At 53.9% G+C, this 16336-nt stretch carries 18 protein-coding genes and 1 tRNA gene; 13 read left to right on the forward strand and 6 right to left on the reverse strand.

All coding sequences use genetic code 11. From position 1 onward, the window contains the following. The 9 genes from ABJK70_RS01530 to ABJK70_RS01570 all read left to right on the forward strand — a co-directional run. A partial coding sequence (locus tag ABJK70_RS01530) for a helix-turn-helix domain-containing protein (protein ID WP_347257297.1) occupies window positions 1-237 on the forward strand: 237 nt, incomplete at its 5' end. Between the two features lie 3 nt (window positions 238-240). Further along, window positions 241-810, forward strand: a complete 570-nt coding sequence (locus ABJK70_RS01535; protein ID WP_347257298.1) for a PIN domain-containing protein — start codon at window positions 241-243, stop codon at window positions 808-810. A gap of 226 nt (window positions 811-1036) precedes the next feature. Next, window positions 1037-1993, forward strand: a complete 957-nt coding sequence (locus ABJK70_RS01540; protein WP_086134400.1) for a helix-turn-helix transcriptional regulator — start codon at window positions 1037-1039, stop codon at window positions 1991-1993. 226 nt (window positions 1994-2219) lie between these two features. After that, window positions 2220-2486, forward strand: coding sequence for a CopG family ribbon-helix-helix protein (locus tag ABJK70_RS01545; RefSeq protein WP_077732361.1), 267 nt, complete (start codon window positions 2220-2222; stop codon window positions 2484-2486). Beyond that, the gene (locus ABJK70_RS01550; protein ID WP_077732360.1) at window positions 2483-2773 is read left to right on the forward strand and encodes a type II toxin-antitoxin system RelE/ParE family toxin; all 291 of its coding nucleotides are present in this window, start codon (window positions 2483-2485) and stop codon (window positions 2771-2773) included. The genes ABJK70_RS01545 and ABJK70_RS01550 overlap by 4 nt, the downstream gene beginning before the upstream one ends. A gap of 172 nt (window positions 2774-2945) precedes the next feature. Beyond that, a complete protein-coding gene (locus ABJK70_RS01555) occupies window positions 2946-3443 on the forward strand; it encodes a hypothetical protein (RefSeq protein WP_205781084.1) in 498 nt (165 codons plus the stop codon). A 577-nt stretch (window positions 3444-4020) separates the two neighbouring features. After that, entirely contained in the window at window positions 4021-4248 is a 228-nt protein-coding gene (locus ABJK70_RS01560) for a hypothetical protein (protein WP_077730419.1), read from the forward strand. A 22-nt stretch (window positions 4249-4270) separates the two neighbouring features. Beyond that, complete coding sequence (locus ABJK70_RS01565) at window positions 4271-4435, forward strand: hypothetical protein (RefSeq protein ID WP_168175412.1); 165 nt, start codon at window positions 4271-4273, stop codon at window positions 4433-4435. A 189-nt stretch (window positions 4436-4624) separates the two neighbouring features. Next, entirely contained in the window at window positions 4625-4843 is a 219-nt protein-coding gene (locus tag ABJK70_RS01570; protein WP_347257299.1) for a tyrosine-type recombinase/integrase, read from the forward strand. A 59-nt stretch (window positions 4844-4902) separates the two neighbouring features. On the opposite strand, the gene ABJK70_RS01575 is transcribed toward ABJK70_RS01570, so the two are convergent. Beyond that, window positions 4903-4979, reverse strand: a tRNA-Met gene (locus ABJK70_RS01575). Window positions 4980-5173: 194 nt separating this feature from the next. Here ABJK70_RS01575 and ABJK70_RS01580 point away from each other — a divergent pair. Next, on the forward strand, window positions 5174-5551 hold the full coding sequence (locus ABJK70_RS01580; protein ID WP_347257300.1) for a VTT domain-containing protein: 378 nt from the start codon (window positions 5174-5176) through the stop codon (window positions 5549-5551). A 1-nt stretch (window position 5552) separates the two neighbouring features. On the opposite strand, the gene ABJK70_RS01585 is transcribed toward ABJK70_RS01580, so the two are convergent. Beyond that, window positions 5553-7457, reverse strand: a complete 1905-nt coding sequence (locus ABJK70_RS01585; protein ID WP_347257301.1) for a cytochrome c peroxidase — start codon at window positions 7455-7457, stop codon at window positions 5553-5555. 185 nt (window positions 7458-7642) lie between these two features. On the opposite strand from ABJK70_RS01585, the gene ABJK70_RS01590 reads away from it, so the two are divergent. After that, complete coding sequence (locus ABJK70_RS01590) at window positions 7643-10108, forward strand: glycogen/starch/alpha-glucan phosphorylase (protein ID WP_347257302.1); 2466 nt, start codon at window positions 7643-7645, stop codon at window positions 10106-10108. Window positions 10109-10189: 81 nt separating this feature from the next. On the opposite strand, the gene ABJK70_RS01595 is transcribed toward ABJK70_RS01590, so the two are convergent. The 4 genes from ABJK70_RS01595 to ABJK70_RS01610 form a co-directional block, all read right to left on the reverse strand. Further along, window positions 10190-10660: a hypothetical protein gene (locus tag ABJK70_RS01595; RefSeq protein ID WP_077730423.1), complete on the reverse strand. Its 471-nt coding sequence runs from the start codon at window positions 10658-10660 to the stop codon at window positions 10190-10192. Window positions 10661-10905: 245 nt separating this feature from the next. Beyond that, on the reverse strand, window positions 10906-11778 hold the full coding sequence (locus ABJK70_RS01600) for a carbon-nitrogen hydrolase family protein (protein WP_347257303.1): 873 nt from the start codon (window positions 11776-11778) through the stop codon (window positions 10906-10908). Window positions 11779-12025: 247 nt separating this feature from the next. Continuing rightward, on the reverse strand, window positions 12026-12631 hold the full coding sequence (locus tag ABJK70_RS01605) for a GNAT family N-acetyltransferase (protein ID WP_077730425.1): 606 nt from the start codon (window positions 12629-12631) through the stop codon (window positions 12026-12028). A 10-nt stretch (window positions 12632-12641) separates the two neighbouring features. Then, the gene (locus ABJK70_RS01610) at window positions 12642-13052 is read right to left on the reverse strand and encodes a ketosteroid isomerase-related protein (protein ID WP_077730426.1); all 411 of its coding nucleotides are present in this window, start codon (window positions 13050-13052) and stop codon (window positions 12642-12644) included. Between the two features lie 324 nt (window positions 13053-13376). Here ABJK70_RS01610 and ABJK70_RS01615 point away from each other — a divergent pair, with 324 nt between their 5' ends. Continuing rightward, on the forward strand, window positions 13377-14153 hold the full coding sequence (locus ABJK70_RS01615) for an MBL fold metallo-hydrolase (RefSeq protein ID WP_077730427.1): 777 nt from the start codon (window positions 13377-13379) through the stop codon (window positions 14151-14153). Continuing rightward, a complete protein-coding gene (locus tag ABJK70_RS01620; protein ID WP_347257304.1) occupies window positions 14150-16324 on the forward strand; it encodes a bifunctional diguanylate cyclase/phosphodiesterase in 2175 nt (724 codons plus the stop codon). Before ABJK70_RS01615 ends, ABJK70_RS01620 begins: the two co-directional genes overlap by 4 nt. The last annotated feature ends 12 nt before the right edge of the window (window positions 16325-16336 follow it).

Genomic DNA, 16336 nt, shown 5'->3' on the forward strand with positions numbered 1-16336 from the left:
TTAATTCCGGTACATGCCGAACTGACGACTCAAGAAGCGGCCGACATCCTCAATGTCTCCCGCCCTTACCTCATAAAACTCCTGGATGAGGGAACAATCCCTTATCACAAAGTTGGAAAACACCGCCGAGTGCGGTATCAGGATGTCGTCGATTACAAAACACGCATCGACCAGGAACGGCGGAAGACATTAGAAGAACTGGCAGCCCAGGCACAAGAACTCAACATGGGCTATTGATGAATGAGCAACTTTGCTGTCGTATATGACGCCTGCGTGCTTTATCCCGCACCGCTCCGCGACTTCTTGATGTGGCTTGCGTTGACCGACCTATACCGGGCCAAATGGAGCGAAAAAATCCATCAAGAATGGATTCGAAACCTGATCGCCGAACGGCCGGATCTCACCATAGACCAGCTCAACCGAACCAAACAGCTCATGGACAACAACGTCCGGGATGCCTTGGTAACGGGTTACGAATACCTGATTCCTGCCCTCGACCTTCCCGATCCCAATGACCGCCATGTTCTGGCGGCTGCGATCCGGAGCCATTCCAGCCTGATTGTCACGTTCAACCTGAAAGACTTCCCGGCGCGAGAGCTCGCAAAGTACGACATTGAAGCGATTCACCCCGATGACTTCATCTTGGATCTATTCGATCTCGATGCCTCTAAGGTTTTGGAAGCCGCCGCAAGCCACCGGCGGAGCTTAAAACACCCGGCAAAAACGGTTGAAGACTACCTCGATACCCTACTGAGACAAGGCATTCCGGAAACCGTCAGCACCCTTAAAAGCATGTCCTTCGCTCTTTAAACGAAAGCCAGAGCACCAATTCGAACACGCGCGAAGCGCCAATGAGCGGTTGCTGGACGACATGAAGCGTAGCCGGAAACGAACGCTCTGAGCATATAGCGTTAGTCAAATAACGAAAGCTTTACACCTTCTCACCGGAATCGATTGCTGGGTGCCACCGGTTGTCTCTTGATAATATACGGTAATGTATATATTATACGTATAAATGTATCGTTGGAGGTAGAATATGGCTCGCTCGGCATTGAAAAGACGCAGACTCATGGCGGGAATGACCCAGACGCAAGTAGCTGACGCGATGGGAGTTAGTCAGCCTAACTATCAGCGCTGGGAGGCGGGTACCGCGTCGGTGCCAGCAGCAAAATTGAGAAAGCTTGCGAGAGTTCTAGAGACATCAGTCGATGAGATCCTTGGTAAGCCACTGGCGTTTGACTTGTTTGGAACAGACGAGAACGCGGGAGATGCTCGAAAGTACTTTGGCGAGGTGGCTATTCACTTTGGAACTAGAGGATCACTGCTGCTTCCTATTTCAGAAGAGGTTTGCTCAAGTTTGCATAGACAGCTGCAGGGAAGAAGTAGCTTTATCATCGCGGAGTCGCTTGACAATCGAAAGGTGTTTATTCGGCGTGCTGCAATCAAGGATGTCTACTTTTCCAGTGAGGCGTATGACACCTATGGACCCGAGGTGTACGAGGACCATTTAGGCGTACTGCCCGACGATGATTTCTGGCGAATAGTGGAGCACATGGACTTCTTAGACTGTCTTGAGGAGGAGTTTGAGGAAAGCAAGATAAATGAAGTTCTTAATAAGATCGTGATGACCGATGAGGATCTAGAACGTCTCGTGGTGTCTGGCAAAGTTGCACCGGAGGATCGCGAGAAGGTGAAAGAAAAGGCAGCTGCAGAAACTCAAAAATTTTTGGACCGCGCGACGAGTATTATCTGGCAGCTGTCTTCGGGGCAGTTACGCTGCGAATACTTAAACGAGAGCAAGCTTCTTTACGACACATTCAGCCTTATTGAGATTGACCCGGATGACGTTGATGAACTGATCTATCTGCCTGTTGAGGGATACCATAGATCGATCTTCATCAGAAAATCCGAAATCGACTATGTATCGATTCCTGCCCACAAGTTCAACGAGGGATCACTTGAAAGTGCTGAAGAGGAGCTCGACAACTCTTAGGCTTGCGTCTCGCCGCCGGATTTTTATTGATGGATGCGCTCACTACCGAAAACGAAGGTTTTGAGCTGGGGCTTAAATCAAATAACGAAAGCCTGACACCCTCTCCCAAAATGTCGCCCAATGCCCCTCTTCACACGCGGACGAGTCTACCCTTGAATTAGAGTGGTCCCCGTGGAATGATTACCTATGAACCACGTTGAACCATTCCGATAGGGGAGGGTGAATTATGACGACCGAAGCCTTTACTGTGCGCACTGACGGCGAGACCGTTAAACGCCTTGACCAACTCGCAGCACAGCTCGACCGCTCGCGCAATTACCTGGTGAACCAGGCGATCCAGGAATATCTGGAGCTGCATGCTTGGCAGATCCAAAAGATTGAGGCCGGCATTGCCGCCGCCGATCGCGGCGATGTGATCCCGCATGAGGAGGTGATGTCCGAAATGGACGCCTTGATTGAAGAAAAAATCAGAGCGTTCGAAGACCGTTCGTGAAAATCGTCTGGACCGGCCCCGCCCGCCAAGACTTGCGGGACATTTACCTTTATATCGCCCAAGATAACCCCTACGCAGCGCGTAAGCTTCAGAATGAAATCCGGCAACGCGTTGCGCTTCTGCAAGATAATCCCGGACTCGGCCGACGGGGCCGAGTCACTGGGACGCGGGAACTTGTCATGGGAGATTCCCCCTACATTCTGCCTTACCGTGTGCGTCAGGACTGCATCGAAATTCTGGCTGTTTATCACGGCGCCCGGAAATGGCCGGAGGAGTTTCCAGAATAAACCCAATGAAGCCGAGGCATGGCGCTATGTAAAAACTTGCCAGAAGAATATAGGAGGGCTTCCAACGGAATTGGAATTAGCTATAAAGAAATAAGCGTAACCAGGATCTTCAGTAAGTCTCCTCAGTAGGGGGCCTGCCAATCCCAAAAAGAATAATTACAGGAACCTATAAATGAGTGATGGGGAAAAACTAAGCTCTGCCGCCTACCAACATTCTCAACAAAGCGTGCAACAGCCTGATGTCGGGATCGAAGCACAATTCCCGAATAAGAAAGCACCGAAAACCTACCGCTACGATTCCAGCCTCGCTCCGGAGCTCTGCTGGGATGAGAACGCCGAGCGCCCTTTTGCCGAGTGGCTGCTCAACCTCGTGGCCGAAGCGGCAGAAAAGGGGGAAAGCGATGTCTTTGCGCAGCCGCAGTTGTGGGAGGGAACACAGGAGAAATTCTCGTCGCTATCGCAATGTGCGGCCCGGCTCAAGAGCCTCACCAAGCCCTTTCTGAACTGGGCAGGAAAGGCCGAACGGCAACAGATTTCAGTGCCGTGCCCCTATTCGTGCATGAGCGGCATTCTACCCAAGCCATTTTGGAAACCCTTAAAAGCCATAAGGCCAGTGGGACCAACCTGGACCTGTTCGGGGATGCCAAACTGGACTTCCGTACGGCGTTAGTGACGCGCGCCGCCAATTCTTCTACCGCTTTATCGTTCATAGCTCTCTCGTCAAGTGATGGCTAACTCTACTGATAGTCAAAAATCGCGGAATTTAAAGTAAGAAAAAGCGGAAAGTTTTGCCAGTATTCGCTTACATAAGGCCGGAGAAAAAATTTAGTCTTGGCTGGCTAACCTGATCCCTCTTATCAGCGCTCTTCCGGCGATTATCCAGCCCCTTTTAGATTTCTTCTGGTCTCCTCGATCTCCGGACTGATGTGTCCGGCTTCCGGCTGCATGAGGCCGATCACGAGCCAATAAGCATACTGCGGCCAAAGGTTTCCTACGGCTTCTATCTCTGGTGCGCCAGCGCGTACGTGTCGCCGCTTGATGTTGCTCCATCGCATGCGATCTATGCCCGTTTTCCGTTCAAGTTCCGTTGGGGTGAACTCGGCATGATCTATAAGCGCTTTTAATCGTTCTTGCAGATCCATATAAGAAAGTTAAATGATGCCATTAAGGCAGTTGCCATAATGACAACATCTCAGAAATCAATACTACGCATTGCAGCCACAAAGCGACAGTTGAAGAGGAAGCGTATGGAAGACGAACGTTTGGGTCAAGTCACCCCCTCGGTGCCGCCCCTCCAGATCCCGATCGCCTACATCACGAGGCAACGCTATGCCGAACTCTCCGGCGTCCCGGTCGGCATCGTCGACGCCTGGGTGAACCGGGGCCATATCCCCTCCAAGGTCATCGGCAAGCACCGCCTGGTCAACGTCGCCTTGATGTGGGCGCAAGCCTTCCAAGCCGACAGCTTTTTGTAATCGCATCGGGGAAGACACCGCCATGACGAAAACCGCCCGCCAAAAAGCCATTGGCCAAACCGTCACCGTCAAAGTCAGCGCCATCCGGGAACTCTGCGACTACGCCCTCGGGTTCTACGAACGCCAACGGCAAAGGGGCGGCGATCTCAAACTCGCCGCCTACCAGGACGCCATGGGCCACCTCTAGGCCCTGCAAAAACTCTTCATCGCCGACACCGCAATCGTCGAGCGGGTCAACGGCTCCATCGAGCGCTTGAACCACCTCTCCATCCGTTGGTCGATCATCCGGGGTCGTTCAATGCATTGGGCGAGGTCTATCGAAAGCGCAGCCTGAGGGTGTACGAGTTCGGACGTTATCTCCGACCGAGACAGCGGTATGGTCAAGTGTCATCGGTCTTTCGTCGAGAGATCGGAAATTGAACTTCCCGAAGGGCAGATGTCTCACGTTCTCCGCCATACCGTCGCCAGCCAACTCATGATGAATGGTGGTAACATCCTGGCGCTTCAGCGAATCCTCGGCCACGCCAATCTAACCATGACCATGCGCATCTTGCGCCGGATCTTCTGCGGGAAGTGCTCGAATTTGATCCTTTGACGGGGATGACACCGAAAATAAAAAGGCTTAGGCGAAACGCCTAAGCCTTTTTGAATTTGTGGTAGCTACGGGCGGACTTGAACCGCCGACACCCGCATTATGAATGCGGTGCTCTAACCAACTGAGCTACGTAGCCATAAATTAGAGTTGAAATAGTACTTTTTTCACGTCGCTTCTGTCAATATTCGCGATTGGCCATGTCACGGTATTTTGAATTTTTTGGCCGCGAAAAAAGCAAGTTGGCGTTTATACAGAATATTTCTTAAACAATCGGCAATGGAAGTTTTGACAGGCACATTTGCTCTTTGGAGTCTTTTCGGCAGCGCGTTTGTGTCCGCTACTTTGGCGCCGGGCGGTTCGGAGGCCGTGCTTGCTTATCTCGTCAGCCAGACCGAGCTCTCGCCGGAAGTGTTGCTGTTGACGGCTACGTCCGGGAATACGTTAGGGGCTGTCACAACTTGGGTGTTGGGATTTTTCACTGCGATCAAGTATCCGGCCGAGCGCCTTGCAAAGTCGCGCCAGGAAAAGGCGGTAGCCTCGGTGCGAAGATGGGGTCTTCCGATCTTATTGTTTTCGTGGCTGCCCGTCGTCGGGGACGGATTCTGTTTCGCGGCCGGCTGGTTGCGTCTGCCGTTTTGGCGGTCGGTCCTGGCTATGGCGATAGGCAAGGCTTTGCGTTATGCCGCTGTCGTTTATGCATTTGTTTGAGTCATCGTTGCGCTTGCTTGTCCATGGGATCGCCGACCGGCGCGGCGAAGGCATCGGAAACGATGGCCGGTACGTTACTGCCCGTTAGTGATCGCAGAAATGCGACAAGAGCCTTGATTTCAGTCGGATCGAGGTTCAAGGGCTTAATCAGCGGATCGAGATTTTCGTTGGGAACGCCGCCTCGATTGTAGAACTCGAGAACTTCCTCTAGCGTGGAAAGAGAGCCGTCGTGCATGTACGGCGCGGTCAACGCGATGTTGCGTAAGGCAGGCGTTCGGTATTTCCAACGGTCTTTAGGGTCTTGGGTGATTTCGTAAAAGCCGAGATCGTTCGGTTTGGGCTCGCTGACGGCGGCGAGGATGTCGGCGTCGATTTCGAGGGTAACTCCCGGTGCCGCTTGGATTTTCTGCTTTGGCTTATCGTTGGCCATGGCGGCGCGGAAGCCGATGCCGGTATTGTGCATCAGCTGATCGGTGAACAAGGCGTGATCCTTGGCGATCGTGTGGCACTGGGAGCAACCGGCCTTGCCGGTGAACAGTTCGAAACCGAGACGCGCTTCGGCAGGCAGCGCGTCTTTTTTCTTCCCGAAATGCCAGCGGTCGAAAGGCGAATCGGCCGAGTTCAAGGTTCTTTCATAGCTGGCTAAAGCCATGCCTATGGTTTCCATCGAAGGGCCGCGCTTGAAGGCTTTTTCGAAAAGGCCGGCGTAATCGGGGAGGCCCTGAATTTTATCGACCACGTAACCGACCGAAGGAGCCCCCATTTCGTTGTTGGCTAACAGAGGCCCCCAGACTTGCTGTTCCAAGCGGCTCTCGCGTCCGTCATGGAACAGACGTTTAAGATAAGCCACGTTATATATCGTCGGCGAGTTGCGGCGTACCGTGCGCCCTTCGATGCCGACGGCAGTCGCCTGCTCGTTGCTGCTGAAGCCTTGCTCCGGAATGTGGCACATGGCGCACGAGAAGGTGTTGTTCAAGGATAGACGACGATCGAAGAACAGTTTTCGGCCCAGTTCGACCTTGGCCGGGGTCATCGGATTGTCCCTCGGCGTTGGAACCGGGGGCAGGCCCAGGGGAGGGCGCTTGGCGTATTCGACCAGGTTGGTTCGCTGGCCGGAGCGCTCCGCGAGAGCGATGGACCGGGTGGCGAAATCGGCTGCCTCGTAACCCGTCTTATTGTCGTCGCCGCCGAGAAAAGTGACACGGCCGGCGCGTGGTTGCTGCGTCGCGACCGTCGATTTTTCCGCCAGGAGTGTTTTTACATCGTTCACTAGCGTGTCGGGATGCAGAAAAGAGACTGTATAGATATTGCGTATTTGCTTTTCCCGATCGATTAGGAAGACTCGGAGAACATGGGAGAATGTGCCGAGGAATTTTCCATCGGCGTCGTAATCTTTTTGGATGGATTGACCGTAGGCGGTCAGAATCGGCTGGATTTCCTGCTCCGAGCGGGTTGTCAGAAAGCGCCAGTCCGCATCTTTGGCGAAAGCTTTTCCGTAGTGAGCCATGACTTCCGGGGTGTCATGCTGGGGGTTGAAACTCAAGGTGATCAGACGCAAGTGCTTGAAGATTTCCGGCTCTTGTTCGAGACGGCGCTGAATCTTGTGAAAGACGGCGGTCGCGAGAGGACAGCCGTTGACATCGCTACAAGTGGAATAGATGAAGCTTAGAAGGATCAGTTTGTCGCCGTACAAGCCATGCAAATCCAGCTCGTTCCCGGTACTGTCCAAGACCTGTCCATTGGACGCTTCACCCAGCGCGGGCAAGACATAGGTGCCGGGCGCGGGTAATTCGAAGGCCAGCGGCTTGTAGCCCGGTGCCAAGGGTTTTTCCGGCTGGGCGGCGTATGCCGGGCCGAGCGAAGTGAACAGGCAATAGATGATAGGCGCCACATAGCGGATATTCATGAGACGTAACCGGAGTGCTGAATGATCGTAAACTAAAGAGGGGCTAAACCGTTCTTATTTTTATGTGGACGCACTTTGCGAGCACGTCTTAGACCGCTCGCGGTCAAAAAATTCGTCGGGCCGGTCGTGCACCGGTCCAAATCGATTGGATAGGATAACATTCGAGCTCAAGGAGCCTACGGGCGATGACGGTATCTCAAGATCTATACGAACTCTTAAATCCCAAAGACATTCCTTCGCTAAAGCGCGCTCTGGTCAACCGCCTGATTTACTCCATCGGCAAGGACCCGGTCGAGACCCAGGAGCGGGACTGGTTTTTTGCGTTGGCGTATGTGGTCCGGGATCTACTCACTGTGCGCTGGATGGAGTCCATGCGCCGGTACTATTTGCAGGATGCGAAGCGGGTTTATTACCTGTCGATGGAGTTTCTGATCGGCCGGGCCCTAGGGAACAGCTTGCTCAATATCGGATGTTATGACGAATTCAAGCAGGTCTTGGAAGATGTCGGGCTAAGCCTGGAGGAACTAGCCGAGACCGAGGAAGAAGCCGCCTTGGGCAACGGCGGATTGGGGCGTCTTGCGGCATGTTACCTCGATTCCCTCGCCACGCTCCAGCTTCCGGGATTCGGCTACGGGATACGTTACGACTACGGAATGTTTTCGCAGCGCATAGAAGACGGGTATCAAATCGAGCATCCGGAAAACTGGCTGCGTTATGGCAATCCCTGGGAGTTCCCCCGGCCCGACGTTCTTTACCGCGTGCAGTTTCGCGGGCATGTCGTGGAATATCGGGATGTCGACGGGCTGGTGCGATATCGATGGATCGATACGGAAGACGTGATGGCCATGGCCTACGATATACCCGTTCCGGGCTATGGCGGCGAAACCGTCAATAACCTGCGCCTTTGGGCGGCGAAGGCTTCCCGTGACTTCGAGTTGAAATATTTCAACGAAGGCAATTACATCAAGGCGGTCGAAGAAAAAACCCAGTCTGAAAACCTGTCCAAGGTGCTGTATCCGGACGATACCACGCAAATGGGGCGGGAGCTGCGGCTCAAGCAGGAATATTTTTTCGTCAGCGCATCGCTGCAGGACATTCTGAAAAGCTTTTCAACCGATCACCGCGACTTTTCCGAATTGCCCCGGGAAGTGGCCATTCAACTCAACGACACCCACCCATCGGTCGCGATTCCCGAATTGATGCGTATCTTGGTGGATGAGCATCGCGTTCCCTGGGACGACGCTTGGGACATTACCGTTCGGACCTTTTCCTATACCAACCACACGCTGCTGCCCGAAGCCTTGGAAGTCTGGTCGGTGCGTTTGTTCGAGGAGCTGCTTCCGCGCCATCTGCAAATCATTTACGAGATCAATCATCGCTTTCTTAAGGAGGTCAGTGAGCGGTTTCCGGGCGATACCGGACTGCTCCGTCGGGTTTCGATCATAGATGAAGATCGGGGAAGACGACTCCGGATGGCCCACCTTGCCATCATCGGCAGCCACAAAGTCAATGGCGTGGCCGCGTTGCACACCCAGTTGATGAAAACCACGATATTCCGGGATTTCGAGACAATTTTTCCTGACCGGTTCGTGAACATCACCAACGGTATCACGCCGCGGCGTTGGCTGAATCAGGCCAATCGAGGTCTCGCCGCGCTGATCACGGAATCCATCGGCCCCCACTGGGTGACCGATCTGGAGCGGCTACGAGAACTTGCGCCTTTGGCGGACGATGCCGAATTTCGCGCGCGGTTTCGAGCGGTCAAATCGGCCAATAAGGCGCATTTGGCGGCGCTCATCGATGAACGCCTGAATATTCGGATCGATCCGACAAGCCTGTTCGACGTACAAATCAAACGCATGCACGAATACAAGCGCCAACTGCTCAATGTTCTGCATGTCATCACTCGGTATAACCGATCGCGTTTCGGGTCCGCGGGCGACGCCGTACCGCGCACGGTCATTTTCGGCGGCAAGGCTGCGCCGGGTTACCACGCGGCCAAGCTGGTCATAAAGTTGATCAACGATGTGGCGAAAGTGATCGCCCAGGACCCGGCGATGGATGGCCTTTTGAAAGTGGTTTTCGTCCCCGACTACAACGTGTCTCGCGCGATGGAAATCATGCCGGCGGTAGAGCTGTCCGAGCAGATTTCGACGGCCGGAATGGAAGCTTCGGGCACCGGCAATATGAAGATGGCGGTTAACGGCGCGATCACCATCGGCACTTTGGACGGAGCGAATATCGAGATTCGGGAGCGGGTGGGCGAGGACAATATTTTCATTTTCGGGCATACCGCCGAGCAGCTCGGCGAACTGCGCCGAAGCGGCTATAACCCTTGGAACTATTACCACGCCAACAAGGAGCTGAAGCTCGCGCTCGAGATGATTTCGACGGGGTATTTCTCGGCGGACGAGCCCGATCGGTTCAAGCCCTTAGTCGACTCTTTGCTTCGAGAGGGAGATAGGTTCGCGTTGTTAGCGGACTATGAGTCGTACATCGCTTGCCAGGAGGAAGTCGATCGCTTGTATCGCGATCCCGAGATGTGGACGCGAAAAGCGATTTTGAACGTCGCTTTTTCCGGTTGGTTTTCGAGCGATCGCGCCATCGAGGAATATGCGGAGCGAATCTGGGACATACCCACCCGCCGGTAAGTCTAGAACAGCGAAGGTGCCCGCCGCCGGCAGATCGCCGTCGTCCATTCGGCGAACTGGCCGGTTCTAGGATAGGGGCGATCAGGCTGTAGTCAGACCTTCCTCGTCGGACGCTTCGGTGTGCGAAGCGTCGTGGACGCCTTCGTGCCGTCCTTCGAATGCCTTCCTGGCCGCTTCGGCGCCATCGCGTACGCCTTCTTCCATTGCACTGTGCGCGGGAAGCAGGTTGGCGACCATCAATGAGCCGAAAACCACGCCATAGCTCAAGTAATAGAAACCCGAATACACGCCTTTGTGAATCATGCCGCCGACCTCCGGAATGAGTTCGGCAAAAGCCGAACGTGCGTGTTCTGCGCCTTCCTTGATGGCTTCCCCGAAGCCTTCTCGGGCGCCTTCTGCCGGTTCGGTAACCTTTTCTGAAATATATTCCGGGCGCTCGCCCACGGAACCGGTAGTGGGCTCTGCAGCGGCTTTCTTAACGCTTTCGGAAGCCGGCTTTTTCTTGGTCTCCGCAGTATCCTCGGCGTGCTTTGAGGGTTGCTTCTTTGCCATAGTCGTTCTCCATCTCGAACGAAGAAGAAGGAATGTGAGAGATTCCGGTCGGAATGCCAGTGGGACGATTATATCGCCATAGCGCAGTTACCGGGATGTGTTCATCAAAGACCAGAATTCCGACGATTAGTTCGACCGGTTTGCCACAAGGGCGGGGGTGAGTCGGAAGTCTTGGGATTACGGAGACTCGCAAGACCTTTCGACGGAGCAAGCGCCGGATGAGCGGCGCTTGCTCCCGATCTTTATCAGACGTAGCGAAACTGGCCTGGCCAATCGCGGTAATTGAACACCTGTCCGGTTTGCCGGATGTGGGCTATCGAAGCGAGATCGATTTCGGCGTAAACCCACTGCGCTTGATTGAGCTCGCCGATGGCGAGTATTCCGTTGTCCGGATAGCCGTAATCCACCGGCGTGTAGACCGCGGCGGCGCCGATATTGACGTCCACCGCTTCCGACCACGGCGCCTGACCCACCGTGGGCGATTGCACGACATAGCATTGGTTCTCCAGAGCGCGTGCCTGGCAGCCGATGCGGACGCGGTGATAGCCCGCCAGTGTGTCGGTACAGCTCGGCACCAGAATCAAATCGGCACCGGCCTCAACCTGCTTGCGAGCGATCATCGGGAACTCGCTGTCGTAGCAAATATTGATGCCGATCCGTCCGAATTCGGTATCCAGCGTCTTGATTTCCTCGCCGCCGGTAATCAGCCAGTGTTCGTTTTCGAACCGGGTCATCTGAAGCTTGTCCTGATGATCGGTCGTTCCGTCCGGCCGGAACAGAAACGACCGATTCCGATAGCTGCCGTCCTCCATTCGGACGGGAAAGGAACCGGCCACGATATGGACGCCGTGTTGTTCCGCCATGTCGGAAAACAGCATCACGAAATCCGGCAGCAGAGTCTGCATTTCGCTCAGTTGTTTGGACAGCGATTTGTAAACTTCTTCCGGGAAAAGGGACGCGAGCTCCATGCTGAAGTACTCCGGGAACAGCAGCATCTTGGCGCCGTTATCCGCGGCGTCGGCGACCCAGCGGGCGATTTTGGCGGAATAATCGTCCCAGCTCTTGAGAAAGCCGATGTCGTATTGCGCGGCAGCCAAACGAAACGGTCGAGATGACATCAGGTGTTTTCCTTTAACCTAGAAACGGCGGTTGGACGTGCCCGACTGCACGGCGGGCGGGACGGATGGCAAGGCGCGACGATGCGGCGGGGTAGTCTCCCGCAAAGAGGAGCAACGCCGCCAGGTGGCCCGCCCGCCGTGCAGTCGGGTGCGTAGCGGCGTCACCCAAACGGTCAGGCAGAAAAAAGCTAGGACGATTAGAAGTCATCGGACTTTCCCGGTTCATCGAAGCGGTCAACTGCTGTTTCTAGGTTAATGGCTTGAGCCAGAAGACCATGGGTTTGGGCGATTCGATTTCCTCATCCAGGTCTTTCCACGTGTACGTCGTCGCCAATTCCGGATGCTTGGTATAGCCGAATTTGCTCCAGATCCGGTCGAGCGGGACGTAATCCGCGGGGCGACGCGGATGATTTTCGGGGCGCTGCACGCAGCAGAAGCAGCTCCAGTCGAATCGGCCAAGAGACCGGGCGTGGCCTTCCCGTTCCTCGAAGAACTTGGGATAAATGCCTTTACCGCGGTAGTCCTTCAGCAATACCGATTCCCCGCAATAAAAAATTTTCTTCGGGTCGTAACCGTGTTCCACGAAGGGCTTCTGAAACTCTTCGGTTTCGTGTTCCATCGGAATTCCGGTCGTCGCGCCCACCACTTTATCGCCGTCCAGCACCAGCACGATCACACTTTCCGGCGACCGCGTATAGGTCTGGAGGTATTTCTCCTCGTACTCGTAGCTTCCGTCGTAGAGATATGGAAAATCCCGGAATACTTCGATTCGCAGTCGCGCCAGATCAGGCAAAAACGGCTGCAATTCCGGGTCTTGGCCGGTAAAGCGCTTGATGCTGATCGAGTCGGTCATAGCCTTAGCCTTAGCCCTTTTCGACTTGGGCGATCCAGTCCTGCAAGTTGTAGTAATTGGTGATGCGCGCCACCTTGCCGTCGCGGATGTCGAAGAACGCGCCGGCCGGAAGACGATATTTCTGGCCTTTGGCGGGCGGCAAGCCTTCGTCGGTCACCAGATATTCGCCGAGAACCACGAATTCCGCAGCGGCCCGTTTGCCGTCGTCGCTGGTCATGATGACCATGTCGACCAACTGTTCCTTGTAGTTCCGATTCATCCGGTTCATGAACTCGCGAAATGCCTCTTTGCCGATTTCCCGCTGTCCTTGGTTGATGTCATGGATAACATCATCGGTAAGCAGGCTTAGAAACGTATCCATGTCTCCGGCGTTGAAAGCAGTGTAGTACTTTTCGATCAGTGCTTGGCTCTCTTTGTTCATGGCAAATTCCGCTAAAGGTTGATGTCGTTCCGGATCGCATCCGGCATATATAGGAAAAAATGTAAACTCGCTAGTTTAATCGATCTTGACTGGAATATCGATGAGGCGAATCGATTGTTTGTAGTCGCTTATTGCGTTTGTAAGAAAAGGCTTACAGAAAAATTTTCATTTAAATGATACGGTTTTTCTGCCCTTCAGCCAGGTATCGTCGTGGATTAGCGTACGATTCGGAAATGTGCTCTAAAATAGTGCTCCAGGGAAGCGAGTCACGTGATACTAAACGGACATCCACAACGGAATAATAACAATAACAAGAGGTTAGCCGTGCGAAACGTTACGTTGTTCAAAACGCCGGAGCATCGGTTCATTTTGCTAAACGAGAGCGAACCGGGCGAAGAAGAAGGTATCCGTTCCAATCAGTATCTGGTTCTCCATGATGGATATGGAGTCTTGCTCGATCCAGGTGGTTTTGGGGTTATGCCTGGGGCGCTCACCGAATTGCTTCAATATCTTGAGCCTCGGGATTTACGCGCCATCATTTTGTCGCACCAGGATCCCGACATCGTGGGTGGACTTTCTACTTGGTTAGAGCTCACCGCGGCCCCGGTATATGCTCCTCGCATCTGGCTCCGCTTTCTTCCGCACTACGGCATCAGGGATTTGAGCCGCTTCGTTCCAGTACCGGATGAAGGTATGTCATGTGCTTTTTCGCCGGGCTTTGAGTTGAAATTATTGCCGGCACATTTCTTACATTCCGAAGGCCAGCTCAATGTTTATGATCCGATCGCCAAAATCCTATTCACCGGCGATATAGGAGCGGCGATGCTTCCAGAGCATTTGGCATACGAGTTCGTTGATGATTTCGCGAGTCATCTCCCTTATATCGAAGGATTTCACCGCCGCTACATGTGTTCGAACCGAGCTGCCAGGTGCTGGGTAGATACGATTTCAGGCCTGGAAATCGAAATGTTGGCTCCCCAGCATGGGCCGATTTACCGGGGCAACGCTGTAAGGGATTTTATCGGCTGGTTTTCGAATTTGCAGTGCGGGATCGATCTCATGGAAAAAGGAGGACGCTTTCCTAAGGACACGCAATTATGAATTTGATGGCCAAAACCATCCCCGATTCTCTCGACCCTCAGCGTGGAATGCCATCGCAGCTCAATAAGCTGCGCAAACAGGTGATGGAGCAGTTATCCTCGCTGCTCGAAAGTCAAACCCGGACGCAGATGTTCGGCGCCACGATTCGAGCCATGATAGAACGCGTCCACGCTAGCGTCATTGCCGATCTGGAAAGCGATACCCCGAGATCTAAAATCATATTGCAGCACTGCAGTAAATTAGATCGCAGCTTGAATCTGCTGGCGGACGAAAGACAGCGGCAATGGCATCGAAACGGAAAGTACATACAGGAAGTTTTGAGGGAGTTCAGTCAGACCATGGATCTTTTGGCTTCGACGCTGGTGGAGAAAGAATTGTTCGAGCGCCAGAGCCAAGTGTTGGAGCAAATCATTTTTTCCCATGAGCGTGTGACGCATTGGGATGAGTTCGTTCAGGAAATTCTTGTCGGTTTCCGCAATATCTTTCCTTTTGATTTCTTTTTCATCGCCTTTCTCGAAGATCACGGCTTATCGCTGTTTTTCTATTACTTCGGCTCGTATTCCGATCAAATCAAATGTTCGGTCAAGGAGCGACTAATCGGGGAAGCGATCGAAAAGCTCAAGCTGCCTCCGGATGCGGCGGTCGAGATCGAAGAATATCAGGTTGGCGGTGACGCAAATATCATTGATCTAGACGATATCAGAACCCTTACTGTGATGATGCCTGAATATGCGCCTCAGCTCGCGGGATTGCTCGGGGTGGTTTACTCCTCAGCAACGCCGCCGGATGTGCAGGAACTCAGCATGATCCGTTCTTTGCTGTCGGTAATGGTCATGGTGGTTGGTTCAAGCAAGTCGCTGGGGCACACATTGGATGAGCTGGAATACTATTCCGAGCACGATCCGCTCACCGGACTTTGCAACCGGCGACGGTTTACCGAAATGTTGGATTACGAAATCGAGCGCTCTGCGCGGCACGGGCATGAGTTCTCGATCTTGTTGCTCGATCTGGATAATTTCAAGGACATTAATGATTCGTACGGCCATCCCGCTGGCGACAAAACGCTGGTTCAAATCGGTGAATGCCTGCACGGTTATTTACGCAAGGGCGACATTGCTTTCCGCATTGGCGGGGACGAGTTTGCTGTGATTCTGCCCGAGACGCCGCCATCGGGTGCGCTGAGTGTGGCCGAGTCGCTGCGGGAGCGGCTGCGCGGAATGCGACTCGAGGCACCGGACGGACGCCAGTTCTATATCACCACTTCGATTGGTCTGGTCAGCTATCCGAAGAACGGGAAGGATGCCGTCGACTTGATTGCCGGCGTGGACATGGCCCTCTATCACGCCAAGGGAATGGGCAAGGACGAAGTATCGACGCTTGAATCGGCGGACGAATCGGTGAAGCTGAGCCGTCACAGCCGGATCTATGCAGAAGAGCTTCGGCAAGCCCTGAGCGAACACCGCATCATTCCTTATTATCAACCGATCGTTGATTGCCGAAAGGGGACATTGTTCGCTTACGAAGCGGTTGCGCGCCTCATCAAACCCGGACGAGAAGTCGTGTCGGCCGGGGTATTTATAAAGACAGTTGAAAAATACGGATTGGCTCGGGAATTGGATAGGTCCATTCTGACGGATGCGTTTTCCGCCGCGAGCGCGTTAGTCGAAGCGGACGACCCCTTGCCTCGCTTGTTCATCAATTTATCGGCTCAAGAAATGCGAGAACGTGGAATTCTCGGGTTCGCGGAGGGGCTATGCGATCGCCTCGGTTTTCCGCCGAGTCGTGTCGTCTTCGAAGTCATGGAGAGGGAAGCGATCGGCGACATGGCTCATATGCGTAAGTTTTTGGCCAAGTTGCGGCGTATCGGCTTTTCCTTCGCCCTGGATGATTTCGGGAGCGGTTACAACTCTTTCCATTACCTGCGGGAATTGCACTTCGAATATGTCAAGATCGACGGCGAGTTCGTGCGCAACATCTTGAATTCCCGCATCGACCGGGCGTTGGTGGGCAATCTCAGTCGTCTTTGCCGCGATCTCGGCATTAAAACCATTGCAGAGTTTGTCGAATCCGAAAACACCTTGGCGGTTCTTCAAGACATGGGAATCGATTACGTCCAAGGCTTCCATATCGGAATGCCGCTGCCTGATTTTGTACCGAAGCCTGGCGTATAAAGGTGATAGGTT

Origin of the sequence: Methylocaldum sp., assembly GCF_039794385.1 — a bacterium.
Taxonomy (GTDB): domain Bacteria; phylum Pseudomonadota; class Gammaproteobacteria; order Methylococcales; family Methylococcaceae; genus Methylocaldum.

Excerpts from the sequence above, each read along its gene's own strand:
- ABJK70_RS01535 (WP_347257298.1), top strand. The coding sequence starts at position 241 with ATGAGCAACTTTGCTGTCGTATATGACGCCTGCGTGCTTTATCCCGCA.
- ABJK70_RS01540 (WP_086134400.1), top strand. The coding sequence starts at position 1,037 with ATGGCTCGCTCGGCATTGAAAAGACGCAGACTCATGGCGGGAATGACC.
- ABJK70_RS01545 (WP_077732361.1), top strand. The coding sequence starts at position 2,220 with ATGACGACCGAAGCCTTTACTGTGCGCACTGACGGCGAGACCGTTAAA.
- ABJK70_RS01555 (WP_205781084.1), top strand. The coding sequence starts at position 2,946 with ATGAGTGATGGGGAAAAACTAAGCTCTGCCGCCTACCAACATTCTCAA.
- ABJK70_RS01560 (WP_077730419.1), top strand. The coding sequence starts at position 4,021 with ATGGAAGACGAACGTTTGGGTCAAGTCACCCCCTCGGTGCCGCCCCTC.
- ABJK70_RS01565 (WP_168175412.1), top strand. The coding sequence starts at position 4,271 with ATGACGAAAACCGCCCGCCAAAAAGCCATTGGCCAAACCGTCACCGTC.
- ABJK70_RS01570 (WP_347257299.1), top strand. The coding sequence starts at position 4,625 with ATGGTCAAGTGTCATCGGTCTTTCGTCGAGAGATCGGAAATTGAACTT.
- ABJK70_RS01585 (WP_347257301.1), bottom strand. The coding sequence starts at position 7,457 with ATGAATATCCGCTATGTGGCGCCTATCATCTATTGCCTGTTCACTTCG.
- ABJK70_RS01590 (WP_347257302.1), top strand. The coding sequence starts at position 7,643 with ATGACGGTATCTCAAGATCTATACGAACTCTTAAATCCCAAAGACATT.
- ABJK70_RS01595 (WP_077730423.1), bottom strand. The coding sequence starts at position 10,660 with ATGGCAAAGAAGCAACCCTCAAAGCACGCCGAGGATACTGCGGAGACC.
- ABJK70_RS01600 (WP_347257303.1), bottom strand. The coding sequence starts at position 11,778 with ATGTCATCTCGACCGTTTCGTTTGGCTGCCGCGCAATACGACATCGGC.
- ABJK70_RS01605 (WP_077730425.1), bottom strand. The coding sequence starts at position 12,631 with ATGACCGACTCGATCAGCATCAAGCGCTTTACCGGCCAAGACCCGGAA.
- ABJK70_RS01610 (WP_077730426.1), bottom strand. The coding sequence starts at position 13,052 with ATGAACAAAGAGAGCCAAGCACTGATCGAAAAGTACTACACTGCTTTC.
- ABJK70_RS01620 (WP_347257304.1), top strand. The coding sequence starts at position 14,150 with ATGAATTTGATGGCCAAAACCATCCCCGATTCTCTCGACCCTCAGCGT.